Origin of the sequence: Streptomyces liliiviolaceus (assembly GCF_018070025.1) — a bacterium.
GTDB classification, from domain to species: Bacteria; Actinomycetota; Actinomycetes; order Streptomycetales; family Streptomycetaceae; genus Streptomyces; species Streptomyces liliiviolaceus.
The window spans coordinates 2,221,390-2,243,091 of record NZ_JAGPYQ010000001.1; the positions used below are offsets into that span (position 1 = coordinate 2,221,390).

A 21,702-nucleotide genomic window follows, 5' to 3' on the forward strand; every position below is an offset into this window, starting at 1 on the left:
ACATCGTCGGCATCGGGAGGAGGGGACATGGCGACGGGCGGGTGGGACTGGGGCGGTGACGAGAGCCCGCTTCGCTTCGACGATCCCGTCGAGTGGGACGCGGCGTACGAACGCGGAGAGGACTCACTGGGCTCCGCCGCGATCGGGCTGGCCTTCAACTGCTCGCTGGCCGAGGCGTCACCTCGGATCGTCAGGGCGATGCAGCTGCCGGACATCGGCCAACGCGGCTTCGCCTTCACCGCGGCGGGCACCGCGGCCCGGCTCAACGGCGAACTGACACCAGAGCTGTACGCCGCGCTGCGGGCGGAGGGCCACGGCCGCAGGAGCATGGCGGAGAACGCCATCGACGACACCCTCGACTACGTGCCGTTCCGGCAACTCCCGCCCTGGTTCAAGTGGCAGATGGTCCGGATGACCGTGCAGAACAAGCTGGAGTACTGGTGGATGCTGACCACGGACGCGGTCGGCGATGCGCGGCGGGCCCTGCGAGGTCGCCGCTCCTGAGGACAAGGGGCGCGATGACGCGGTCGGCGGGGGGCGTGGCAACAACTGAGTGTTCGGGCGGTGGTGCAAGTGGCGGATGACCGGACGCGACGGGGCTGGTCCCCGCAGACCGAGGACGTGCTGCGCCGTGCGGGCTGGCGTCCCGGACGGTCGGTGCCGACGTCGACCTGGGAAGCGGTCCTGAGCGAGCGCGGGGCCTTCGTGGCTCATGACGCCGCGCGTCGGCTCCTCGCCGAGTTCGGCGGTCTGGTGACGTACGGCTGGCCCGCCGATTCGATCAGCACATCGTCGGCCGTCCGCTTCGACCCCCTCGCGGCCGCGTGGCAGGACGAGCGGTTCGCGCGGGCGAGCCGGGAAGCAGGGGCGCCGCTCTACCCAGTGGGCACGGCGGACGAAGGCGCCGGCTTCCTGGGGATCACCGAAGAGGGAGCACTGCACCTGCTCCGGGACCGGGCGGAACCGCTGGCGACGACCATCGACCAGGCGCTGGACCGCTTGGTCACGCTGCAAGGGGCGCAGGCAGCCCTGTGGACACCCGACGTGCCGGCGGACCCCTCTCCGTTCTGGCGGAGGTTCGACATGGCGGAGGCCGGCGAGGACGCCGGGCTGCGCTGGTCGGCGGAGACGGACCGGGTGCTGCGCGCAGGGGGCTGGCGTCCGGGCCGGGCCATTCCCACGGACACCTGGGAAAGCGCCCTTACGCAGAGCGGTGAGTACGAGATCCACGAGGCCGCGCGCCGGTTTCTGGCGGAGTTCGGTGCGGTGGGTGTGCCCTACCGCGATTCACTGGACGCCACGTCGTGGATGGAGTTCCGGCTCGATCCGCTGCCGGCGTTCTGGGACGCGGAGATCATCGAGGATCTGGCCGAACAGGCGGGTGTCGACAGCCTCTACCCCGTCGGCATGCGTGACCGCGGGAACCAGTACCTGGCCATGGCCGCGGACGGGGCTGTCTACGCCGGCATGGACAGCGTCTGGCTGCTGGCGCCCACGCCCGACGAGGCGGTGCAGCGGCTCACGCGGCGGCTGGGCGACCACTGACAGGCTGGTCGGCCGATCTTCACGCCGAACGACTGTGCCTAGTAACTTCACTTGTGCGTACGTGTGGTTGACGGGCTTGGTGCGACGGGGGTTGCGGCGTGGCGGGGTATCGGCCGACGGACTGGCATGTGCTGGACCTGGAGAAGGATCCGACGCCGGGCGATCCGGTCCGGGTGAAGTCGTTGGCCAAGAGTCTGCATGACTTCGCTGATGACGTGCAGGATGCGTTGCGGCTGGTGAATGGGATGGCGGGCGAGGATGCCGTCCTGACGATGGTCGGTAAGACGGCCGAGGTGTTCCGGGACGAGTTTTCCGGGGTGCCGAAGAATCTCAAGAAGCTGAAGAAGTCGTACGACCTGGCCGGCGATGCGCTGGCGGCGTACTGGCCCGAGCTTGAGCGCGCCCAGACCCTCGCCGACAAGGCCCTCGCCAAGGGGCGGGACGCGCAGGCCGACCTTTCGTCCGCCAAGTCCAAGCTGTCGTCGGCTGATTCGTGGGTGACGCGGGCGAACAAGGAAGCGGACAAGTACAAGGACGATCCCGGGTCGGCGGGCAAGGACGTGCCGAAGCCGGATGAGGCGAAGGTTCGGGCCGCGACTCGTGACGCGCAGAGTGCCAAGGACGCGCACACCGCCGCCCAATCCGACGTGACCTCCGCGCAGAGTGCGCTGGACGCGGCGAAGAAGATGGCCGCGGACGCCCGTCAGATGCGTGAGGACGCGGCGGGGGAGGCGAAGCGCAAGCTGGACGATGCTTCCGACGCGGGGATTCAGAACCGTAAGTGGTACGAGGAGGTCGGTGACTGGTTCGTCGACAACTGGGACACCATCGTCGCCGTCTGCAAGGTCGTCGTCGCCGTACTCGGCATTATCGCCCTCATCATCGGGGGGCCGATCCTCGGTGCGATCGTGCTGATCGCCGCGCTCGTCGTTCTCGCCGACACCCTCAATAAATATATGAAGGGGCAGGCCTCTCTTTGGGATGTGGCGTTCGCCGCCCTTGACTGCATCCCCGGCATGAAGGGGCTCACCACCCTCGGCGGGCTCGCCAAGGGGCTCAAGGGCCTTCGCACCATGAACGGGCTCAAGGCCGGCTTGAAGGGCATGGCTGCCGGGGTCCGTGGCCTGGGCAAGTCGGCCCGGAGCGCCCTCGCGGACGGAGCCAAAGGCGCGTACAACCGGCTCAAGAACCTGGTGCGTTCCAAGGGCAGCGACCCGATCGACATGGCCACCGGTGCGATGTTCCTGCCGGAGACCGACGTCACCCTGGCCGGCACTCTGCCGCTCGCCTTCACCCGCCGGGCCGCCTCCAACCACCGCACCGGCTGGTGGTTCGGCCCCACCTGGTCCTCCACCATCGACGAGCGTCTGGAGACCGACGAGCACGGGGTCGTATGGGTCACGGAGGACGGGCTGCTCCTCGCCTACGCACACCCCACCGGTCCGCACGGCCCGGTGTTTCCCGAGGCCGGGCCCCGTCTCCCCCTGACCCGTCTCGACAACGGCGGCTACCGGATCGAGGACCGGCTCACCGGGATCACCCGCCGCTTCGCCTGCCCGGTCGACGGGATCGCTCTGCTGGAGCGCATATCCGACCGCAACGGCGACACGATCGACTTCGACTACTCCGAGGACGGGACCCCGCTCGCCATCCGGCACTCCGGTGGCTACCGCCTGGGGCTCACGGTCACCGACGGCCGCGTGACCGCCCTGCACCTGTCCGGGGCCGGTGAGAACGGCGCGGACCTCGTATTGCGCACCTACGGTTACGCCGACGACTGCCTGACCACGGTCGGCAACGCCGCAGGCCGGGCGATGCAGTTCGGTTACGACGACCGGCACCGGATCACCTCGTGGACCGATCGCAACGGTCGCAGCTACTTCTACACCTACGACACCGCGGACCGCTGCGTGGCGGAGGGCGGCGAGGCCGGGCACATCAGCCTCGTACTGGACTACGACGGAACCGACGCGGCCTGGCCCGATGCCCGGATCACCACGGTCACCACCGCTGAGGGCGCGGTCAGCAGGTTCGTCGTCAACGGCAACAGCCAGATCGTCGCCGAGATCGATCCGCTCGGCGGCACGATCCGTACCGCCTGGGACGAACACCACCACCTGACGTCCTGGACGGACCAGCTCGGCCACACCACGAGCCGGGCCTACGACGACCTGGGCCGGCTCCTCGTCCTCACCCGTCCCGACGGCGCGAGCGTCCAGGTCGGCTACGACGCCGAGGGCAACCCGCACACGATCACCCGCCCCGACGGGCACGTCGAACGCAGGGAATTCGACGCCCGGGGCAACTGCGTCACGATCGCCAGACCAGGCGGCACCACGACCCGTTACGCCTACGACGACGCCGGGCACCTGTCCTCCGTCACCGACCCCACAGGACTCGTCACCCGGGTACGGTGCGACGCCGCCGGTCTTGCCGAGCACGTCACCGACCCCCTGGGCGGGGTCACGCGGTACGCGCACGACGCTTTCGGGCGGGTGGCGACCGTCACCGACCCCTTGGGCAACACGAGCCGCATGCAGTGGGGAGCGGACGGCGAACTGCTCCGGCGTACCGCTGCGGACGGACAGACCGAGGTCTGGACCTACGACGCCGAGGGCAACAGGGTCCGTCATACCGACGCCCTCGGAGCCGAGACGCGGTTCGAGTACACCCACTTCAACCTGCTCGCGGCGCGGACCGGGCCCGACGGCGTACGCCATTCCTTCGCGTACGACCCCTCGCTGCGCCTGCTCGGAGTGAGCCGCCCGGACGGACGGAGCTGGAGCTACCGCTACGACGCCGCGGGCCGGCTCCTTTCGGAGACCGACTTCGACGGCCGCACCCGGTCGTACGGTCATGACGCCAGGGGCCAGGTGATCCAGCGCACGAACGCCGCCGGTCAGACGGTGCGCATCGCACGGGACGCCTTCGGACGCATGGTCGCCAAGGACGCGGACGGCGCGGCGGGCGCGTACAGGTACACCTACGCGTACGACCTGAGCGGCCGTCTCCGCGCGGCTGAGGGCCCCGACGCCGTCGTGACGCTGGGGCGCGATCCGCAAGGACGTCTCGTCCGCGAGACCGTCAACGGCAGAAGCATCACCTTCACCCACGACGCCGCCGGGCGAACGCTGAGCCGCACCACCCCCACCGGTGCGACCAGCACATGGAGCTACGACGGCCGGGGTGACCTCACGCGGATACACACCGCCGGCCGCACTCTCGACTTCGACCACGACGCGGCAGGACGGCTCCTCTCCCTGGGGGTGGGCGACGCCCTTTCACTGACGAGCGAGTACGACGGCGTGGGGAGGGTCACCTCGCAGGCGGTCGCCGTCGACGACGGGCGAACCGTGCACGCCCGCTCCTACCGCTACCGCGCGGACGGCCACCTCATCGGTATCGAAGGACCGAACGGCGAGAGCCGGACCTTCGACCTGGACGCAGCCGGTCGTACGACAGCCGTCCGGGCGGAGAACTGGACGGAGTCCTACGCGTACGACGACGACGGCGCGCAGACGACCGCTGCCTGGCCGAGTCGTCACCCCGGCCAGACGTCAGTGGGCACACGAGACTACGAGGGTGCCCGGCTGACCCGGGCCGGCGGCACCCGCTACCGCTACGACGACCAGGGCCGCCTGGTGCACCGGCATCGCACCCGCCTCTCGCGCAAGGCGGAGACCTGGGCGTACACCTGGGACGCCGAGGACCGGCTGGCGTCGGTCCGTACTCCCGACGGGACGGTGTGGCGGTACCGCTACGACCCGATGGGGCGCCGCATCGCCAAGCAGCGCATGGGCGCGGACGGCACAACCGTGGTGGAGCAGACCGACTTCACCTGGGACGGCACCACTCTCTGCGAGCAGCTCACCACCGACGCCGCGCAGGCGCACACCGTCGCACTGTCCTGGGAGCACGACGGGCTGCGGCCCGTGGCCCAGACCGAGCGTCTCCTCACGGCTTCGAACGAGGAGATCGACGCACGGTTCTTCGCCATGGCCACCGACCTGGTGGGCTCGCCCACCGAACTGCTACACGAGGACGGCCGTGTCGCCTGGCAGGGCCGGAGCACGCTGTGGGGTCTCACGGCCTGGAAGAGCGAGAACAGTGCTTACACTCCCCTGCGTTTTCCCGGGCAGTACTACGACCCGGAGACGGGTCTGCACTACAACGTCCACCGCTACTACGACCCGGAAACGGCCCGCTACGCCAGCCCTGATCCGCTCGGCCTGGGCCCTTCCCCCAACCCGTTCCTCTACGTCCTCGACCCTCTTCTCTCGGCCGACCCGCTGGGGCTCTACGAGATCGGCAAACCGGACCCGGCCAGCCAGGTGGGCAACCTGCCCATGCTCGCCGACAAGATCGCCGCGCACGGTGACATCAAGAACCGCGGAATCCCGGGCATCGACGACCTCGACGTACCGGAACACCTGGAAGACCTGATGACCAACTCGCCCGGCATCCGTATGCGCAGTACGCCGTCGGGCAACGCCCGTTTCGCCTGGTGGGACGACGCGACCGGAACGATGCTGATCCGCGAGGGGGACAATGGAACCTTCATGCAGCCCGATGACGGCTACGAGTACTTCCTGAAGCAGTTGAAGGAGTGAGGGCGTTGGCCGGCGAGGCGGAACGCGGCCGGACTCGGCGAGGCAGGATACGGCCTCCGTACGACGTGTTCCGGGCCGCACCGGAGAGCAAGGCCGTGTGGGACGAACTGCCGGAGGCGGTCCGCACGGCGATCGCCGGATGTGACGCGGAGCGGCTGGCGGTGGAACGGTCGCGGGTGGCGCCGGAGCTGCGGGAGAAGATCACGGCTCCCGTGTACTCGGTGGCGGAGCGGTTCGCCTCCTGGGAACGCGTGGTGCGCCGGATGGAGCCCGGCTGGTCGAGCGAGGACTTCTATCCGGTCAGCGCGTACAGCAACGACCTGGACTCCCGTGACTCGTTGGACGAGGCCATGCGGGGGCTGCCCGAGGAGGCGCGTGCGGGTGCGCTCGGCCGGCTGCTGGAGCGGCTGGACGCACGGTTCCGGGCCGCGAGCGTGCCGGATCCGGACGGTTCCCTGCGGCCCTGGGTGCGTCCGACGAAGGAGAGGCCCGAGGCCGAACTCGCGGAGTGGTGGAAACGCAGGCCCGAGCGTGAGCCCTGGGACTGATCTCCGGCAACGCCCTCAGGGACTCTTCGCGCCGAACGCCTGTGCCTAGTAAATTCGCTGCTGCGTACGTGTGGTTGACGGGGTTGGTGCGACGGGGGTTGTGCGATGGCGGGGTATCGGCCGACGGACTGGCATGTGCTGGACCTGGAGAAGGATCCGACACCGGGCGATCCGGTCCGGGTGAAGTCGTTGGCCAAGAGCCTCCACGACTTCGCCGATGACGTGCAGGATGCGCTGCGGCTCGTCAAGGGCATGGCGGAGGAAGACGCCGTCCTGACGATGGTGGGCAAGACGGCCGAGGTGTTCCGGGACGAGTTCTCGGGTGTGCCGAAGAACTTGAAGAAGCTGAAGAAGTCGTACGACCTGGCCGGCGATGCGCTCGCGGCGTACTGGCCCGAGCTTGAGCGCGCCCAGACCCTCGCCGACAAGGCCCTCGCCAAGGGGCGGGACGCGCAGGCCGATCTGTCCTCGGCCAAGTCCAAGTTGTCGTCGGCTGATTCGTGGGTGACGCGGGCGAACAAGGAAGCGGACAAGTACAAGGACGATCCCGGGTCGGCGGGCAAGGATGTCGAGAAGCCTGATGAGGCGAAGGTGCGGGCCGCCACCCGGGACGCGCAGAGTGCCAAGGACGCGCACACCGCCGCGCAATCCGACGTGACCTCCGCGCAGAGTGCCCTCGATGCGGCGAAGAAGATGGCCGCCGACGCGCGTCAGATGCGTGAGGACGCCGCGGGGGAAGCCAAACGCAAGCTGGACGACGCTTCCGACGCGGGGATTCAGAACCGTAAGTGGTACGAAGAAGTCGGGGACTGGTTCGTCGACAACTGGGACACCATCGTCGCCGTCTGCAAGGTCGTCGTCGCGGTGCTGGGCATTATCGCGATGATTATCGGGGGGCCGATTCTCGGTGCGATCGTGCTGATCGCGGCGCTTGTCGTTCTCGCGGACACCCTCAATAAATATATGAAGGGGCAGGCGTCTCTTTGGGATGTGGCGTTCGCCGCCCTTGACTGCATTCCGGGGATGAAGGGGCTGACCACTCTCGGCGGGCTCGCCAAGGGGCTCAAGGGGCTCCGGAGCTTGAACGGGATCAAGGCCGGGATGAAGGGCATGGCCGAGGGCGTGCGCGGCATGAGCGGCGTCTTCAAGGGCGCAGCCCGCATGCCGGGTGGCCAGATCCCCTACCGGGCGCTGTCCCCGAAGGCCAGGCAGCTCACCCGGGCGCTGGAGAACGGCCACATACCCATCCGGCCCGGCGAGGTGAACGTCTCCCATCTCTCCGAACTCCAGAGCTTCCACGGGGTCGAGCACGCCATCATCCAGAACCCGGCGGGGGATCTGCGTCTCTTCCGGGGGACGGAGCGGACCAGCTCCATCCCGCGGGACCTCAGGGGCCAGGATTACGACTTCATCGCCCATACGCACCCGGAAGACCGAATTCCCGGACCGCCCAACCGAATAGAACAGGCGCAGGGAATGCCCAACAGTATGTCGCGGGACCTGGAGTACAAAGCGTCGGATCATATGGAAGTGGTCGTCAGCCGGGACGGAAACCTGCGGTTCTTCGACGGTGACGGGATCCGTGAACTGCCGCAGGGAACGTACCCTGAGGGTGGTCCGGTGAATCCTTTGGGGTTCATCGTTCCCGTGCAAATGGGATGACCGATGTGCATACGTTGGCATGAACCGCGCCGCGGAAAGGGAAAGCCGTAATGAGTAGTGAATACGCCTCGTGTGTCTTCTGCGGGGAATTCGTCCTGCACATCCCCGGGTGGGCCAGCGATGTTCCCTCGTACCGGCTCATGCGGGCGACCTGGCAGGAGGAGCACGCGTTCGTGGTCGGGTCGCTCCACTTCTCCTGCCTGCGGGCGTCGCCCGCCCGGGAGGAGTTCGCCGCCGAGTTCGCGGGGATCGCGACAGGGCACGGGAGGGAGATCACGTTCCAGGCGGCCGGCGGGACCCAGACCCTGGTCCAGCCCGGTCTCGGGTACGTCGAGGAGATCTTCCGGGGCGACGAATGCGCCGTCCACCGCAGCGACACCCGGGACAGCTGGCTCGTACAGGAGCACGCCGGGCCCTGGTACGTGCTGGACCGGCCCCAGATGGAGGCCATCGCGCAGGGGAAGCCACCTCGTCTCGACCCCGGTGTGGAGCGGATCGTGCTCCCGGGCGAGCCGATGGCGGACCTCGCCGACGCCACGCTCACCGAACTCCTGGACGGCCTCGGCGTCACGGACCGGTATCCGGGCCTCGCGGCGGGGGAGCCGGAGTACGAGTTCTGGAAGTACTTCGCCCCCAAGCGCGTACTGGAGTACGCCGTGATCGCCACCCCGCCCCTGCCGACGGAGGCGGCCGCGTTCCTGCGCGACTACGCCCCGGGGTACCAGCCGATCGACTTCGACGCGCTCGAAGGTGACGAACTGCGGGGCTGAGAATGTGGGGCGTCGATGCCTTGAAGGCCCTCCGTCGGCATCGCCGACAGGGCGTGGGCGCCCGAAGAGTTTGACGCGCGTCCCCCCGGGGGTATCCTCTCCGGCTCGATTCGCCAGCTCCGTGCCCCGTATGGCAGACTGTCGGGGTTGCTCGGTTGAGTGCCGATGCTGCGCGCCTCCCGCCGGGAGGACCGGAAGCGAGTCCCACAGTACTCGTCGCCCCAACTGCCCCAGGGCAGCGCTGGGGCGGACGTACGGGAATCTTCCGGGAAGTGTCAGCGGGGTGCAGACCAGGCACCCGGTGGGTGTTTTGCCCCCGGTCCTGCGGTCGTCTTTGGGATGGGCCGTGTCCCTGGTAGGGAAATCCGCTTGTGGATATCTCTGCGGCAAGGACGCGACACACCCGACCGCGTGGGTCGGAGACAGGACGCGAACCCGCGGGTTGCAGAGCGTTTCACTAGACAAAGGACTACTGAGTAGCCATGGCGGGACAGAAGATCCGCATCCGGCTCAAGGCCTACGACCACGAGGTCATCGACTCCTCGGCGAAGAAGATCGTCGAGACGGTGACGCGCACTGGTGCGTCGGTCGCGGGCCCGGTGCCGCTGCCCACTGAGAAGAACGTGTACTGCGTCATCAAGTCGCCGCACAAGTACAAGGACTCGCGCGAGCACTTCGAGATGCGCACGCACAAGCGCCTGATCGACATTCTCGACCCGACCCCCAAGACCGTTGACTCTTTGATGCGACTCGACCTCCCGGCCGGTGTCGACATCGAGATCAAGCTCTAAGGGATGTGGTCTGAGAATGGCTAAGCAGATCAAGGGCATCCTGGGCGAGAAGCTCGGCATGACGCAGGTGTGGGACGAGAACAACCGTGTTGTTCCGGTCACCGTCGTCAAGGCCAGCCCCAACGTCGTGACCCAGGTCCGTACGAATGACGTCGACGGCTACGAGTCGGTCCAGATCGCCTTCGGCGAGATCGACCCGCGCAAGGTGAACAAGCCCCTCAAGGGCCACTTCGCCAAGGCCGACGTCACTCCCCGCCGTCACCTCGTCGAGATCCGTACCGCTGACGCCAGCGAGTACGTCCTCGGCCAGGAGATCACCGCTGAGACCTTCGAGTCCGGCATCAAGGTGGACGTGACCGGTACGAGCAAGGGCAAGGGCTTCGCCGGTGTCATGAAGCGTCACAACTTCAAGGGACTCGGCGCCGGTCACGGCACCCAGCGCAAGCACCGCTCTCCCGGTTCCATCGGTGGCTGCGCCACCCCGGGCCGTGTGTTCAAGGGCCTCCGCATGGCGGGTCGCATGGGCAACGAGCGCGTCACCACCCAGAACCTGACCGTCCACGCCGTTGACGCGGAGAAGGGTCTGCTGCTCATCAAGGGCGCGGTCCCCGGTCCGAACGGCGGCCTCGTCCTGGTCCGCACCGCGGCCAAGGGGGCCTGAGGTACCGATGAGCACTGTTGACATCATTTCGCCGGCAGGCGACAAGACCGGGACGGTCGAGCTCCCCGCGGAGATCTTCGACGTCGAGAAGATCAGCATCCCGCTGCTTCACCAGGTCGTAGTCGCCCAGCTGGCCGCTGCCCGCCAGGGCACGCACAAGACCAAGACCCGCGGCGAGGTTCGTGGTGGCGGTAAGAAGCCTTACCGTCAGAAGGGCACCGGCCGCGCGCGCCAGGGCTCGACCCGCGCCCCGCAGTTCGCCGGTGGTGGCGTCGTCCACGGCCCGCAGCCGCGTGACTACTCGCAGCGGACCCCGAAGAAGATGAAGGCCGCGGCCCTGCGCCACGCCCTCACCGACCGGGCCCGCAACGCTCGCATCCACGTCGTCTCCGGCGTGATCGAGGGCGACAACCCCTCCACCAAGGCCGCGAAGGTCCTGCTCGGCAAGATCTCGGAGCGCAAGAACCTGCTCCTGGTCATCGACCGTGCCGACGAGGCCGCGCTGCTCTCCGCGCGCAACCTGCCCCAGGTCCACATCCTGGAGCCGGGCCAGCTGAACACGTACGACGTTCTCGTCTCGGACGACGTGGTCTTCACCCAGGCCGCTTTCGAGTCCTTCGTGTCTGGCCCCCAGGCCGCTGACACCGAAGGGAGCGAAGCCTGATGGCTACGCGTCACCCGAGCATTGCCCCCAAGGCGGCCAAGGCCGCCAAGGCCGCGCGCATCGCCAAGGCGAAGCGCCACGAGGCCGAGGGCAAGAACACCGTTGAGACGCCGCTGAGCAAGAGCTTCACGGATCCCCGTGACGTCCTCATCAAGCCGGTCGTCTCCGAGAAGAGCTACGCGCTGCTCGACGAGGGCAAGTACACCTTCGTCGTCGCGCCGGGCGCCAACAAGACCCAGATCAAGCAGGCCGTCCAGGCGGTCTTCTCGGTCAAGGTCACCGGGGTCAACACGATCAACCGCCAGGGGAAGCGCAAGCGGACCAAGAGCGGCTTCGGCAAGCGTGCTGACACCAAGCGCGCCATCGTGACCCTCGCTGAGGGCGACCGTATCGACATCTTCGGCCAGGCCTCCTAACGGAGCGCCCTGGTCCGAATATCGGACGAGGACTGAGAAATGGGAATCCGCAAGTACAAGCCGACTACGCCGGGGCGTCGTGGCTCCAGCGTCGCCGACTTCGTCGAGGTCACGCGGTCCACGCCGGAGAAGTCGCTGGTCCGCCCCCTGCACAGCAAGGGCGGCCGTAACAACGCCGGTCGTGTGACCGTTCGCCACCAGGGTGGCGGACACAAGCGCGCCTACCGCGTCATCGACTTCCGTCGGCACGACAAGGACGGCGTGCCGGCGAAGGTCGCGCACATCGAGTACGACCCCAACCGCACCGCGCGCATCGCGCTGCTTCACTACGCGGACGGCGAGAAGCGCTACATCCTCGCCCCCCGCAACCTGTCGCAGGGCGACCGTGTCGAGAACGGTCCCGGGGCCGACATCAAGCCGGGCAACAACCTGGCCCTCCGCAACATCCCGGTCGGTACCACGATCCACGCGATCGAGCTCCGTCCCGGTGGCGGTGCCAAGTTCGCCCGCTCCGCCGGTGCCTCCGTGCAGCTGCTCGCGAAGGAGGGCCAGATGGCCCACCTGCGCATGCCGTCCGGAGAGATCCGCCTGGTCGACGTGCGCTGCCGCGCCACCGTCGGCGAGGTCGGCAACGCCGAGCAGTCGAACATCAACTGGGGCAAGGCCGGCCGCAAGCGCTGGCTGGGCGTCCGCCCGACCGTTCGCGGTGTGGCGATGAACCCGGTTGACCACCCGCACGGTGGTGGTGAAGGCAAGACCTCCGGTGGTCGTCACCCGGTCTCGCCGTGGGGTCAGAAGGAGGGTCGTACTCGTTCGCCGAAGAAGGCTTCGAACAAGTACATCGTCCGCCGCCGCAAGACGAACAAGAAGCGCTAGGAGCGGGTTTAGATGCCGCGCAGTCTCAAGAAGGGACCCTTCGTCGACGACCACCTGATCAAGAAGGTGGACGCACAGAACGAAGCTGGTTCCAAGAACGTCATCAAGACCTGGTCCCGTCGCTCGATGATCATCCCGGCCATGCTCGGCCACACGATCGCGGTGCACAACGGCAAGACCCACATTCCGGTGTTTGTCACCGAGTCGATGGTCGGCCACAAGCTCGGCGAGTTCTCGCCGACGCGCACCTTCCGGGGTCACGTCAAGGACGACCGGAAGTCGAAGCGCCGCTAACGCGGGGTGGAATCGACCATGACAGACACTGGAAGGACAACCATGGAAGCCAGGGCCCAGGCGCGGTACATCCGCGTCACGCCCATGAAGGCCCGCCGCGTGGTGGACCTTATCCGTGGCATGGATGCCACGGAGGCTCAGGCGGTCCTGCGTTTCGCCCCGCAGGCCGCGAGCGTGCCCGTCGGCAAGGTGCTTGACAGCGCCATCGCCAACGCCGCACACAACTACGACCACACCGACGCCGACAGCCTCGTCATCTCCGAGGCGTACGTCGACGAGGGTCCGACCCTGAAGCGGTTCCGTCCGCGCGCCCAGGGCCGCGCCTACCGGATCCGCAAGCGGACCAGCCACATCACCGTGGTCGTCAGCAGCAAGGAAGGAACCCGGTAATGGGCCAGAAGGTTAACCCGCATGGGTTCCGGCTCGGCATCACCACGGACTTCAAGTCCCGCTGGTACGCCGACAAGCTGTACAAGGACTACGTCAAGGAAGACGTCGCCATCCGTCGGATGATGACGTCCGGCATGGAGCGCGCCGGCATCTCGAAGGTGGAGATCGAGCGCACCCGTGACCGCGTCCGTGTGGACATCCACACCGCGCGCCCGGGCATCGTCATCGGCCGCCGCGGCGCCGAGGCCGACCGCATCCGCGGTGACCTGGAGAAGCTGACCGGCAAGCAGGTCCAGCTGAACATCCTTGAGGTCAAGAGCCCGGAGACGGACGCTCAGCTGGTGGCCCAGGCCGTCGCCGAGCAGCTGTCCTCCCGCGTCTCCTTCCGTCGTGCCATGCGCAAGAGCATGCAGGGCACGATGAAGGCCGGCGCCAAGGGCATCAAGATCCAGTGTGGTGGCCGTCTCGGCGGCGCCGAGATGTCCCGCTCGGAGTTCTACCGCGAGGGCCGCGTGCCCCTGCACACGCTCCGCGCGAACGTCGACTACGGCTTCTTCGAGGCCAAGACGACCTTCGGCCGCATCGGTGTGAAGGTCTGGATCTACAAGGGCGACGTCAAGAACATCGCCGAGGTCCGCGCCGAGAACGCCGCGGCCCGTGCGGGTAACCGCCCGGCCCGTGGTGGAGCCGGTGGCGGCGGCGACCGCCCGGCCCGTGGTGGTCGTGGTGGCGAGCGTGGCGGCCGCGGCCGCAAGCCGCAGCAGCAGTCCGCGCCGGCAGCCGAGGCCCCCAAGGCCGACGCTCCCGCCGCCGCTGCCGCTCCGGCCGAGAGCACCGGAACGGAGGCCTGACCGAAATGCTGATCCCTCGTAGGGTCAAGCACCGCAAGCAGCACCACCCGAAGCGCCGCGGTCAGGCCAAGGGCGGTACGCAGGTTTCGTTCGGCGAGTACGGCATTCAGGCCCTCACGCCGGCGTACGTCACGAACCGCCAGATCGAGGCGGCTCGTATCGCGATGACCCGTCACATCAAGCGTGGCGGCAAGGTCTGGATCAACATCTACCCGGACCGCCCGCTGACCAAGAAGCCCGCCGAGACCCGCATGGGTTCCGGTAAGGGATCCCCCGAGTGGTGGATCGCGAACGTGCACCCGGGCCGGGTCATGTTCGAGCTGTCCTACCCCAACGAGAAGATCGCCCGTGAGGCCCTCACTCGCGCAGCCCACAAGCTGCCGATGAAGTGCCGGATCGTCAAGCGCGAGGCAGGTGAAGCGTGATGTCGGCCGGTACCAAGGCGTCCGAGCTGCGCGAACTGGGTGACGAGGAGCTTCTCGCGAAGCTTCGCGAAGCCAAGGAAGAGCTGTTCAACCTCCGCTTCCAGGCGGCGACCGGTCAGCTCGAAAACCACGGTCGGCTCAAGGCCGTCCGCAAGGACATCGCGCGGATCTACACCCTCATGCGTGAGCGCGAGCTGGGCATCGAGACGGTGGAGAGCGCCTGATGAGCGAGAACAACGTGACCGAAGAGACCAAGACGAGCCGCGGTTTCCGCAAGACCCGTGAGGGTCTGGTCGTCAGCGACAAGATGGACAAGACCGTCGTCGTCGCCGTCGAGGACCGCGTCAAGCACGCTCTGTACGGCAAGGTCATCCGCCGTACGAACAAGCTCAAGGCGCACGACGAGCAGAACGCCGCGGGCGTCGGCGACCGGGTTGTCATCATGGAGACCCGTCCGCTGTCCGCGACGAAGCGCTGGCGCATCGTCGAGATCCTTGAGAAGGCCAAGTAGTAAGTACCTGAGGGGTTTCCCGCAGGTTGGTTCCGCCAGGCTCGGCAGGGGTTTCCGTGAAGGAGCCCCTGCCGGGAACCGGCAGACAATCAGGAGATAGACGTGATCCAGCAGGAGTCGCGACTGCGTGTCGCCGACAACACTGGTGCGAAGGAAATCCTTTGCATCCGTGTGCTCGGTGGCTCCGGTCGCCGCTACGCGGGCATCGGTGACGTCATTGTCGCCACCGTCAAGGACGCGATCCCCGGCGGCAATGTGAAGAAGGGTGACGTCATCAAGGCGGTCATCGTTCGCACCGTCAAGGAGCGCCGCCGTCCCGACGGCTCGTACATCCGCTTCGACGAGAACGCCGCCGTCATTCTGAAGAACGACGGCGACCCTCGCGGCACCCGTATCTTCGGCCCGGTCGGCCGTGAGCTGCGCGAGAAGAAGTTCATGAAGATCATCTCGCTCGCGCCGGAGGTGCTGTAAGCATGAAGATCAAGAAGGGCGACCTGGTTCAGGTCATCACCGGTAAGGACAAGGGCAAGCAGGGCAAGGTCATCGCCGCTTACCCGCGCGACGAGCGCGTCCTGGTCGAGGGTGTCAACCGGGTCAAGAAGCACACGAAGGCCGGTCCCACCGCCCGCGGTTCGCAGGCCGGTGGCATCGTCACGACCGAGGCGCCCGTCCACGTCTCCAACGTCCAGCTGGTCGTTGAGAAGGACGGCAACAAGGTCGTCACGCGCGTCGGTTACCGCTTCGACGACGAGGGCAACAAGATCCGCGTTGCCAAGCGGACGGGTGAGGACATCTGATGGCTACCACCACCATTCCGCGTCTCAAGACGAAGTACCGCGAGGAGATCGCGGGCAAGCTGCAGGAAGAGTTCTCGTACGAGAACGTCATGCAGACCCCGGGCCTCGTCAAGATCGTGGTCAACATGGGTGTGGGCGACGCCGCCCGCGACTCCAAGCTGATCGAGGGCGCCATCCGCGACCTCACCACGATCACCGGTCAGAAGCCGGCCGTCACCAAGGCCCGCAAGTCCATCGCGCAGTTCAAGCTGCGTGAGGGTCAGCCGATCGGTGCCCACGTCACGCTTCGTGGCGACCGCATGTGGGAGTTCCTGGACCGCACCCTGTCGCTCGCGCTGCCGCGCATCCGCGACTTCCGTGGTCTGTCTCCCAAGCAGTTCGACGGTCGTGGCAACTACACCTTCGGTCTCACCGAGCAGGTCATGTTCCACGAGATCGACCAGGACAAGATCGACCGCGTCCGGGGTATGGACATCACCGTGGTCACCACGGCGACCAACGACGCCGAAGGCCGTGCCCTTCTCCGTCACCTCGGCTTCCCCTTCAAGGAGGCGTAAGCGAGATGGCGAAGAAGGCTCTGATTGCCAAGGCTGCTCGTAAGCCCAAGTTCGGTGTGCGTGGCTACACCCGTTGCCAGCGCTGCGGCCGCCCGCACTCCGTGTACCGCAAGTTCGGTCTCTGCCGTGTGTGCCTTCGTGAGATGGCTCACCGTGGAGAGCTCCCGGGCGTGACCAAGAGCTCCTGGTAGTCCCCCTCAACAGGGACGACCGGACGCTCTCGGTAAGCAGTGGGTTGGCAGAGGCTCTCCCTTCCATGGCTTAGGCTAGGAGGGTTGGGCGTCTGCCGCCCGGACGCATGTGGGTACAGCCCACTAGTTAACGCTTACTACGCCGTAGGTCCCCGCACCGCACCCGTCCCGCCACAGAGTGGGGAGAGGGATGGCGCATACAGGAAACCCCGGCGAGAGAGGCCGAAGGCCAATTCATGACCATGACTGATCCCATCGCAGACATGCTTACCCGTCTGCGTAACGCGAACTCGGCGTACCACGACGATGTCGCGATGCCCCACAGCAAGATCAAGTCGCACATCGCGGAGATCCTCCAGCAGGAGGGCTTCATCACCGGCTGGAAGGTCGAGGACGCCGAAGTCGGCAAGAAGCTCGTCCTTGAGCTGAAGTTCGGTCCGAACCGTGAGCGCTCCATCGCGGGCATCAAGCGGATCTCGAAGCCGGGTCTGCGTGTGTACGCGAAGTCCACCTCCCTGCCCAAGGTGCTCGGTGGCCTCGGCGTGGCGATCATCTCCACGTCGCACGGTCTCCTCACCGGACAGCAGGCCGGCAAGAAGGGCGTAGGCGGAGAAGTTCTCGCCTACGTCTGGTAGCGGAAGGGAACGGAGGAAACAGCTATGTCGCGTATTGGCAAGCTCCCCATCACGGTTCCCGCCGGCGTGGACGTCACCATCGACGGCCGTACGGTTTCGGTGAAGGGCCCCAAGGGCTCTCTCTCCCACACCGTCGCGGCGCCGATCGAGGTCGCCAAGGGTGAGGACGGCATTCTCAATGTCACCCGCCCGAACGACGAGCGTCAGAACAAGGCCCTCCACGGCCTGTCCCGCACGCTGGTGGCGAACATGATCACCGGCGTGACCACGGGTTACGTGAAGAAGCTCGAAATCAGCGGTGTCGGTTACCGCGTCCTGGCGAAGGGTTCCAACCTGGAATTCTCGCTCGGCTACAGCCACTCGATCACGATCGAGGCGCCCGAGGGCATCTCCTTCAAGGTCGAGAACCCGACACACTTCTCGGTCGAGGGAATCGACAAGCAGAAGGTCGGCGAGGTTGCGGCCAACATCCGCAAGCTGCGCAAGCCCGACCCGTACAAGGCCAAGGGCGTCAAGTACGAGGGCGAAGTCGTCCGGCGCAAGGTCGGAAAGGCGGGTAAGTAAGCCATGGCATACGGTGTCAAGATTGCTAAGGGCGACGCTTACAAGCGTGCTGCCATCAAGCGACGTCACATCCGGATCCGGAAGCACATCTCCGGTACGGCTGAGCGGCCTCGCCTGGTCGTGACGCGTTCGAACCGCCACATCGTGGCCCAGGTGATCGACGACGTTAAGGGTCACACCCTCGCGTCGGCGTCCACCCTGGACACGACCATCCGCGGCGGCGAGAACGACAAGTCCGAGCAGGCCAAGTCGGTCGGCGCCCTGGTCGCCGAGCGCGCCAAGGCCGCTGGTGTCGAGGCTGTCGTATTCGACCGTGGTGGAAACCAGTACGCCGGGCGCATTGCCGCTCTGGCGGACGCCGCCCGCGAAGCCGGACTCAAGTTCTGAGTCCTGTTCCGTAGCTAGCGGAAACAGAGAGAGGTAATTCCAATGGCTGGACCCCAGCGCCGCGGAAGCGGTGCCGGTGGCGGCGAGCGGCGGGACCGGAAGGGCCGTGACGGCGGCGCAGCTGCCGAGAAGACCGCGTACGTCGAGCGTGTCGTCGCGATCAACCGTGTCGCCAAGGTTGTGAAGGGTGGTCGTCGCTTCAGCTTCACCGCGCTGGTCGTGGTGGGCGATGGTGACGGCACCGTGGGTGTCGGTTACGGCAAGGCCAAGGAGGTGCCGGCCGCGATCGCCAAGGGTGTTGAAGAGGCCAAGAAGCACTTCTTCAAGGTCCCCCGTATCCAGGGCACCATCCCGCACCCGATCACGGGCGAGAAGGCCGCGGGCGTCGTCCTGCTCAAGCCTGCCTCCCCCGGTACCGGCGTCATCGCCGGTGGCCCGGTGCGTGCTGTCCTGGAGTGCGCCGGCGTTCACGACATCCTGTCGAAGTCGCTCGGCTCCTCCAACGCGATCAACATCGTGCACGCGACCGTGGCGGCCCTCAAGGGCCTGCAGCGTCCCGAGGAGATCGCGGCCCGCCGCGGTCTGCCCCTTGAGGACGTCGCCCCCGCGGCTCTCCTGCGTGCACGTGCGGGAGCGGGTGCGTAATCATGGCTCAGCTCAAGATCACGCAGACGAAGTCGTTCATCGGCAGCAAGCAGAACCACCGTGACACCCTTCGTTCGCTTGGCCTCAAGCGGATCAACGATGTGGTCGTCAAGGAGGACCGCCCCGAGTTCCGCGGAATGGTGCACACCGTCCGCCACCTCGTGACGGTTGAGGAGGTCGACTGATCATGGCGGAGAACAACCCGCTCAAGATCCACAACCTCCGTCCCGCCCCGGGCGCCAAGACCGCGAAGACGCGAGTCGGTCGTGGTGAAGCGTCCAAGGGTAAGACGGCCGGTCGTGGTACCAAGGGCACGAAGGCCCGTTACCAGGTTCCGGAGCGCTTCGAGGGTGGCCAGATGCCCCTCCACATGCGTCTCCCGAAGCTCAAGGGCTTCCGGAACCCGTTCAAGACCGAGTACCAGGTCGTGAACCTCGACAAGCTGGCGTCGCTGTACCCGGAGGGTGGCGAGGTCACCGTCGAGGGACTCGTCGCCAACGGTGCGGTTCGCAAGAACAGCCTCGTCAAGGTCCTCGGCCAGGGCGAGATCTCCGTGGCACTGCAGGTGACGGTCGACGCCGTCTCCGGCTCCGCCAAGGAGAAGATCACCGCCGCCGGCGGTACCGTCACCGAGCTGATCTGATCTCTTCAGGCGATTCGATGACTTGAGCGATCCCGACCGGGGATGCCCCACAAAAGGGGCATCCCCGGTTGGTCGTTCCTAGGGGAGCGGTGTCGCCGGTAAGGTGGCCTGCGCTGCTAATTTTCGCCCGGTGTGCCGCCAGGGAACTCCAGGTGGCTTCTGACTGTTAGTTAGCTGTCCGTTACTTATTCGTCGAACCTCAAGACCGTCACCTCTGGCGCACTTGCGCGGGGGTCGCAGGAGGCACCGTGCTCACCGCGTTCGCCCGGGCGTTCAAGACGCCCGACCTGCGCAAGAAGCTGCTCTTCACGCTCGGCATCATCGTGGTCTATCGGGTGGGCACGCACATCCCGATCCCCGGTGTCGACTACAAGAACGTCCAGATCTGTATCGACAACGCGAGCCAGAACCAAGGCCTGTTCGGTCTGGTCAACATGTTCAGCGGTGGCGCTCTGCTGCAGATCACGATCTTCGCACTGGGCATCATGCCGTACATCACGGCGAGCATCATTCTGCAGCTGCTGACCGTGGTGATCCCGCGCCTGGAAGCCCTCAAGAAGGAGGGCCAGGCGGGTACGGCGAAGATCACGCAGTACACCCGTTATCTGACGGTCGCGCTGGCCATCCTGCAGGGCACCGGCCTGGTGGCCACCGCCCGCAGCGGCGCGCTCTTCACCAGCTGCCCGGTCGCCAACCAGATCGTGCCGGACCAGTCGATCTTCGTCACCATCACGATGGTCATCACCATGACCGCCGGTACGGCCGTCGTCATGTGGCTCGGTGAGCTCATCACCGACCGCGGCATCGGCAACGGCATGTCGATCCTCATGTTCATCTCGATCGCCGCCACGTTCCCGTCGGCGCTGTGGGCCATCAAGCAGCAGGGCAACCTGGCAGACGGCTGGATCGAGTTCGGCACCGTCATCGCGGTCGGCCTCGTCATGGTCGGCCTGGTGGTCTTCGTCGAGCAGGCCCAGCGCCGCATCCCGGTCCAGTACGCGAAGCGGATGATCGGCCGCAGGTCCTACGGCGGTACGTCCACGTACATCCCGCTGAAGGTGAACCAGGCGGGCATCATCCCTGTGATCTTTGCCTCCTCGCTGCTCTACATCCCGGCGCTGGTGGCCCAGTTCGCAGGTGGGACCTCGGGCTGGAAGACCTGGATCGAGCAGAACCTCACCAAGGGCGACCACCCGATCTACATCGCCACCTACTTCCTGCTGATCGTGTTCTTCGCCTTCTTCTACGTGGCCATCTCCTTCAACCCCGAAGAAGTCGCGGACAACATGAAGAAGTATGGTGGCTTCATCCCGGGCATCCGGGCCGGCCGACCGACCGCTGAGTACCTGGGATACGTACTCAACCGGATCACCTGGCCGGGTTCGCTGTATCTGGGCCTGATCGCTCTCGTACCGACGATGGCGTTGGTTGGTTTCGGGGCAAACCAGAACTTCCCGTTCGGTGGCACCAGCATCCTGATCATCGTGGGTGTCGGTCTTGAGACGGTGAAGCAGATCGAGAGCCAGCTCCAGCAGCGCAATTACGAAGGGTTCCTCCGCTGATGCGAATCGTCCTCGTCGGGCCGCCCGGGGCGGGCAAGGGAACGCAGGCCGCGTTCCTCGCCAAGAACCTGTCGATCCCGCACATCTCCACGGGCGACCTCTTCCGTGCGAACATCAGCCAGCAGACCGACCTGGGCAAACTGGCGAAGTCGTACATGGACGAGGGCAACCTCGTGCCTGACGAGGTCACCATCGCGATGGCCAAGGACCGCATGGAGCAGCCGGACGCCGTGAACGGCTTCCTGCTCGACGGCTTCCCGCGGAACGTCTCGCAGGCCGAGGCGCTTGACCAGGCCCTCAAGGCCGATGGTGTGGAACTCGACGGGGTGCTCGACCTGGAGGTCCCCGAGGACGAGGTGGTCAAGCGCATCGCCGGCCGCCGCATCTGCCGCAACGATTCGAGTCACGTCTTCCACGTGACGTACAGCCCGCCGAAGAAGGAAGGCGTCTGCGACGTCTGCGACGGCGAGCTGTACCAGCGCGACGACGACACCGAGGAGACCGTCCGCAAGCGCCTGGAGGTCTACCACACCCAGACCGAGCCGATCATCGACTACTACGGGGCCCAGGGCCTCGTGGTGACGATCTCGGCCCTCGGCAAGGTGGACGAGGTCACCAAGCGCGCGATGGACGCCCTCAAGGGTCAGTCCGAGGACAAGAACGACAGCCGGGGCGACGGCGACAAGTAGTCGTCCCGACCGGTTCGG

28 protein-coding genes and 1 pseudogene are annotated in these 21,702 nt (G+C 66.7%); all 29 read left to right on the forward strand.

Annotation, left to right across the window (positions count from 1 at the left end; genetic code table 11):
• Window positions 1-27: 27 nt before the first annotated feature.
• The 29 genes and pseudogenes from J8N05_RS09820 (at window position 28) to J8N05_RS09960 (ending at window position 21,684) form a co-directional block, all read left to right on the forward strand.
• Window positions 28-504: a hypothetical protein gene (locus tag J8N05_RS09820; RefSeq protein ID WP_210882039.1), complete on the forward strand. Its 477-nt coding sequence runs from the start codon at window positions 28-30 to the stop codon at window positions 502-504.
• Window positions 505-573: 69 nt separating this feature from the next.
• Window positions 574-1,545, forward strand: coding sequence for an SUKH-3 domain-containing protein (locus J8N05_RS09825; RefSeq protein ID WP_210882040.1), 972 nt, complete (start codon window positions 574-576; stop codon window positions 1,543-1,545).
• Window positions 1,546-1,643: 98 nt separating this feature from the next.
• Complete coding sequence (locus J8N05_RS09830; RefSeq protein WP_210882041.1) at window positions 1,644-6,155, forward strand: RHS repeat-associated core domain-containing protein; 4,512 nt, start codon at window positions 1,644-1,646, stop codon at window positions 6,153-6,155.
• A gap of 5 nt (window positions 6,156-6,160) precedes the next feature.
• Complete coding sequence (locus J8N05_RS09835) at window positions 6,161-6,703, forward strand: hypothetical protein (protein ID WP_210882042.1); 543 nt, start codon at window positions 6,161-6,163, stop codon at window positions 6,701-6,703.
• Window positions 6,704-6,808: 105 nt separating this feature from the next.
• Window positions 6,809-7,840 (forward strand): annotated as a pseudogene (locus J8N05_RS09840) (putative T7SS-secreted protein); the annotation flags it as partial.
• A 575-nt stretch (window positions 7,841-8,415) separates the two neighbouring features.
• A complete protein-coding gene (locus J8N05_RS09845; protein WP_210882044.1) occupies window positions 8,416-9,135 on the forward strand; it encodes a hypothetical protein in 720 nt (239 codons plus the stop codon).
• Between the two features lie 482 nt (window positions 9,136-9,617).
• Window positions 9,618-9,926: a 30S ribosomal protein S10 gene (rpsJ, locus tag J8N05_RS09850; RefSeq protein ID WP_003948644.1), complete on the forward strand. Its 309-nt coding sequence runs from the start codon at window positions 9,618-9,620 to the stop codon at window positions 9,924-9,926.
• 16 nt (window positions 9,927-9,942) lie between these two features.
• A complete protein-coding gene (gene rplC, locus J8N05_RS09855) occupies window positions 9,943-10,587 on the forward strand; it encodes a 50S ribosomal protein L3 (RefSeq protein WP_210882045.1) in 645 nt (214 codons plus the stop codon).
• Between the two features lie 7 nt (window positions 10,588-10,594).
• Window positions 10,595-11,251, forward strand: a complete 657-nt coding sequence (gene rplD / locus J8N05_RS09860; protein ID WP_189776121.1) for a 50S ribosomal protein L4 — start codon at window positions 10,595-10,597, stop codon at window positions 11,249-11,251.
• On the forward strand, window positions 11,251-11,667 hold the full coding sequence (gene rplW, locus J8N05_RS09865; protein WP_107022195.1) for a 50S ribosomal protein L23: 417 nt from the start codon (window positions 11,251-11,253) through the stop codon (window positions 11,665-11,667). The genes rplD and rplW overlap by 1 nt, the downstream gene beginning before the upstream one ends.
• Window positions 11,668-11,706: 39 nt before the next feature.
• Complete coding sequence (gene rplB, locus J8N05_RS09870) at window positions 11,707-12,543, forward strand: 50S ribosomal protein L2 (RefSeq protein ID WP_028805741.1); 837 nt, start codon at window positions 11,707-11,709, stop codon at window positions 12,541-12,543.
• Window positions 12,544-12,555: 12 nt separating this feature from the next.
• A complete protein-coding gene (rpsS, locus tag J8N05_RS09875; RefSeq protein ID WP_010986346.1) occupies window positions 12,556-12,837 on the forward strand; it encodes a 30S ribosomal protein S19 in 282 nt (93 codons plus the stop codon).
• Window positions 12,838-12,879: 42 nt separating this feature from the next.
• On the forward strand, window positions 12,880-13,227 hold the full coding sequence (gene rplV / locus J8N05_RS09880) for a 50S ribosomal protein L22 (protein WP_030619142.1): 348 nt from the start codon (window positions 12,880-12,882) through the stop codon (window positions 13,225-13,227).
• Window positions 13,227-14,078 (forward strand): 30S ribosomal protein S3, encoded by an 852-nt coding sequence (rpsC, locus tag J8N05_RS09885; RefSeq protein WP_107022196.1) that lies wholly within the window; start codon window positions 13,227-13,229, stop codon window positions 14,076-14,078. The genes rplV and rpsC overlap by 1 nt, the downstream gene beginning before the upstream one ends.
• 5 nt (window positions 14,079-14,083) lie before the next feature.
• Window positions 14,084-14,503, forward strand: coding sequence for a 50S ribosomal protein L16 (gene rplP / locus J8N05_RS09890; RefSeq protein WP_010986348.1), 420 nt, complete (start codon window positions 14,084-14,086; stop codon window positions 14,501-14,503).
• A complete protein-coding gene (rpmC, locus tag J8N05_RS09895) occupies window positions 14,503-14,727 on the forward strand; it encodes a 50S ribosomal protein L29 (protein WP_003998824.1) in 225 nt (74 codons plus the stop codon). The genes rplP and rpmC overlap by 1 nt, the downstream gene beginning before the upstream one ends.
• The gene (gene rpsQ, locus J8N05_RS09900) at window positions 14,727-15,014 is read left to right on the forward strand and encodes a 30S ribosomal protein S17 (RefSeq protein WP_107022197.1); all 288 of its coding nucleotides are present in this window, start codon (window positions 14,727-14,729) and stop codon (window positions 15,012-15,014) included. Before rpmC ends, rpsQ begins: the two co-directional genes overlap by 1 nt.
• Window positions 15,015-15,116: 102 nt before the next feature.
• Complete coding sequence (gene rplN / locus J8N05_RS09905; protein WP_003992364.1) at window positions 15,117-15,485, forward strand: 50S ribosomal protein L14; 369 nt, start codon at window positions 15,117-15,119, stop codon at window positions 15,483-15,485.
• Window positions 15,486-15,487: 2 nt separating this feature from the next.
• A complete protein-coding gene (rplX, locus tag J8N05_RS09910; RefSeq protein ID WP_149511971.1) occupies window positions 15,488-15,811 on the forward strand; it encodes a 50S ribosomal protein L24 in 324 nt (107 codons plus the stop codon).
• Window positions 15,811-16,368, forward strand: coding sequence for a 50S ribosomal protein L5 (gene rplE / locus J8N05_RS09915; protein WP_107022199.1), 558 nt, complete (start codon window positions 15,811-15,813; stop codon window positions 16,366-16,368). The genes rplX and rplE overlap by 1 nt, the downstream gene beginning before the upstream one ends.
• A gap of 5 nt (window positions 16,369-16,373) precedes the next feature.
• Window positions 16,374-16,559, forward strand: coding sequence for a type Z 30S ribosomal protein S14 (locus J8N05_RS09920; protein WP_003948630.1), 186 nt, complete (start codon window positions 16,374-16,376; stop codon window positions 16,557-16,559).
• A 236-nt stretch (window positions 16,560-16,795) separates the two neighbouring features.
• Entirely contained in the window at window positions 16,796-17,194 is a 399-nt protein-coding gene (gene rpsH / locus J8N05_RS09925; RefSeq protein WP_081218894.1) for a 30S ribosomal protein S8, read from the forward strand.
• A gap of 24 nt (window positions 17,195-17,218) precedes the next feature.
• Entirely contained in the window at window positions 17,219-17,758 is a 540-nt protein-coding gene (gene rplF, locus J8N05_RS09930) for a 50S ribosomal protein L6 (protein ID WP_210882046.1), read from the forward strand.
• A gap of 3 nt (window positions 17,759-17,761) precedes the next feature.
• On the forward strand, window positions 17,762-18,145 hold the full coding sequence (gene rplR / locus J8N05_RS09935; protein ID WP_107022201.1) for a 50S ribosomal protein L18: 384 nt from the start codon (window positions 17,762-17,764) through the stop codon (window positions 18,143-18,145).
• 42 nt (window positions 18,146-18,187) lie between these two features.
• A complete protein-coding gene (gene rpsE / locus J8N05_RS09940; RefSeq protein ID WP_055513610.1) occupies window positions 18,188-18,790 on the forward strand; it encodes a 30S ribosomal protein S5 in 603 nt (200 codons plus the stop codon).
• 2 nt (window positions 18,791-18,792) lie between these two features.
• Entirely contained in the window at window positions 18,793-18,975 is a 183-nt protein-coding gene (gene rpmD / locus J8N05_RS09945) for a 50S ribosomal protein L30 (protein ID WP_055513612.1), read from the forward strand.
• A gap of 2 nt (window positions 18,976-18,977) precedes the next feature.
• The gene (gene rplO / locus J8N05_RS09950; protein WP_107022203.1) at window positions 18,978-19,433 is read left to right on the forward strand and encodes a 50S ribosomal protein L15; all 456 of its coding nucleotides are present in this window, start codon (window positions 18,978-18,980) and stop codon (window positions 19,431-19,433) included.
• A 248-nt stretch (window positions 19,434-19,681) separates the two neighbouring features.
• Complete coding sequence (secY, locus tag J8N05_RS09955; protein ID WP_210882047.1) at window positions 19,682-20,995, forward strand: preprotein translocase subunit SecY; 1,314 nt, start codon at window positions 19,682-19,684, stop codon at window positions 20,993-20,995.
• A complete protein-coding gene (locus J8N05_RS09960; protein ID WP_210882048.1) occupies window positions 20,995-21,684 on the forward strand; it encodes an adenylate kinase in 690 nt (229 codons plus the stop codon). Before secY ends, J8N05_RS09960 begins: the two co-directional genes overlap by 1 nt.
• Window positions 21,685-21,702 lie beyond the last annotated feature (18 nt).

Excerpts from the sequence above, each read along its gene's own strand:
- J8N05_RS09845 (WP_210882044.1), top strand. The coding sequence starts at position 8,416 with ATGAGTAGTGAATACGCCTCGTGTGTCTTCTGCGGGGAATTCGTCCTG.
- rpsC (WP_107022196.1), top strand. The coding sequence starts at position 13,227 with ATGGGCCAGAAGGTTAACCCGCATGGGTTCCGGCTCGGCATCACCACG.
- J8N05_RS09820 (WP_210882039.1), top strand. The coding sequence starts at position 28 with ATGGCGACGGGCGGGTGGGACTGGGGCGGTGACGAGAGCCCGCTTCGC.
- rplF (WP_210882046.1), top strand. The coding sequence starts at position 17,219 with ATGTCGCGTATTGGCAAGCTCCCCATCACGGTTCCCGCCGGCGTGGAC.
- rpsE (WP_055513610.1), top strand. The coding sequence starts at position 18,188 with ATGGCTGGACCCCAGCGCCGCGGAAGCGGTGCCGGTGGCGGCGAGCGG.
- rplV (WP_030619142.1), top strand. The coding sequence starts at position 12,880 with ATGGAAGCCAGGGCCCAGGCGCGGTACATCCGCGTCACGCCCATGAAG.
- rplR (WP_107022201.1), top strand. The coding sequence starts at position 17,762 with ATGGCATACGGTGTCAAGATTGCTAAGGGCGACGCTTACAAGCGTGCT.
- rpmD (WP_055513612.1), top strand. The coding sequence starts at position 18,793 with ATGGCTCAGCTCAAGATCACGCAGACGAAGTCGTTCATCGGCAGCAAG.
- rplD (WP_189776121.1), top strand. The coding sequence starts at position 10,595 with ATGAGCACTGTTGACATCATTTCGCCGGCAGGCGACAAGACCGGGACG.
- rplB (WP_028805741.1), top strand. The coding sequence starts at position 11,707 with ATGGGAATCCGCAAGTACAAGCCGACTACGCCGGGGCGTCGTGGCTCC.
- J8N05_RS09960 (WP_210882048.1), top strand. The coding sequence starts at position 20,995 with ATGCGAATCGTCCTCGTCGGGCCGCCCGGGGCGGGCAAGGGAACGCAG.
- rpsQ (WP_107022197.1), top strand. The coding sequence starts at position 14,727 with ATGAGCGAGAACAACGTGACCGAAGAGACCAAGACGAGCCGCGGTTTC.
- rplP (WP_010986348.1), top strand. The coding sequence starts at position 14,084 with ATGCTGATCCCTCGTAGGGTCAAGCACCGCAAGCAGCACCACCCGAAG.
- rplC (WP_210882045.1), top strand. The coding sequence starts at position 9,943 with ATGGCTAAGCAGATCAAGGGCATCCTGGGCGAGAAGCTCGGCATGACG.
- rplE (WP_107022199.1), top strand. The coding sequence starts at position 15,811 with ATGGCTACCACCACCATTCCGCGTCTCAAGACGAAGTACCGCGAGGAG.
- J8N05_RS09920 (WP_003948630.1), top strand. The coding sequence starts at position 16,374 with ATGGCGAAGAAGGCTCTGATTGCCAAGGCTGCTCGTAAGCCCAAGTTC.
- rplO (WP_107022203.1), top strand. The coding sequence starts at position 18,978 with ATGGCGGAGAACAACCCGCTCAAGATCCACAACCTCCGTCCCGCCCCG.
- rpmC (WP_003998824.1), top strand. The coding sequence starts at position 14,503 with ATGTCGGCCGGTACCAAGGCGTCCGAGCTGCGCGAACTGGGTGACGAG.
- rplW (WP_107022195.1), top strand. The coding sequence starts at position 11,251 with ATGGCTACGCGTCACCCGAGCATTGCCCCCAAGGCGGCCAAGGCCGCC.
- rpsH (WP_081218894.1), top strand. The coding sequence starts at position 16,796 with ATGACCATGACTGATCCCATCGCAGACATGCTTACCCGTCTGCGTAAC.
- rpsJ (WP_003948644.1), top strand. The coding sequence starts at position 9,618 with ATGGCGGGACAGAAGATCCGCATCCGGCTCAAGGCCTACGACCACGAG.
- rplX (WP_149511971.1), top strand. The coding sequence starts at position 15,488 with ATGAAGATCAAGAAGGGCGACCTGGTTCAGGTCATCACCGGTAAGGAC.
- rpsS (WP_010986346.1), top strand. The coding sequence starts at position 12,556 with ATGCCGCGCAGTCTCAAGAAGGGACCCTTCGTCGACGACCACCTGATC.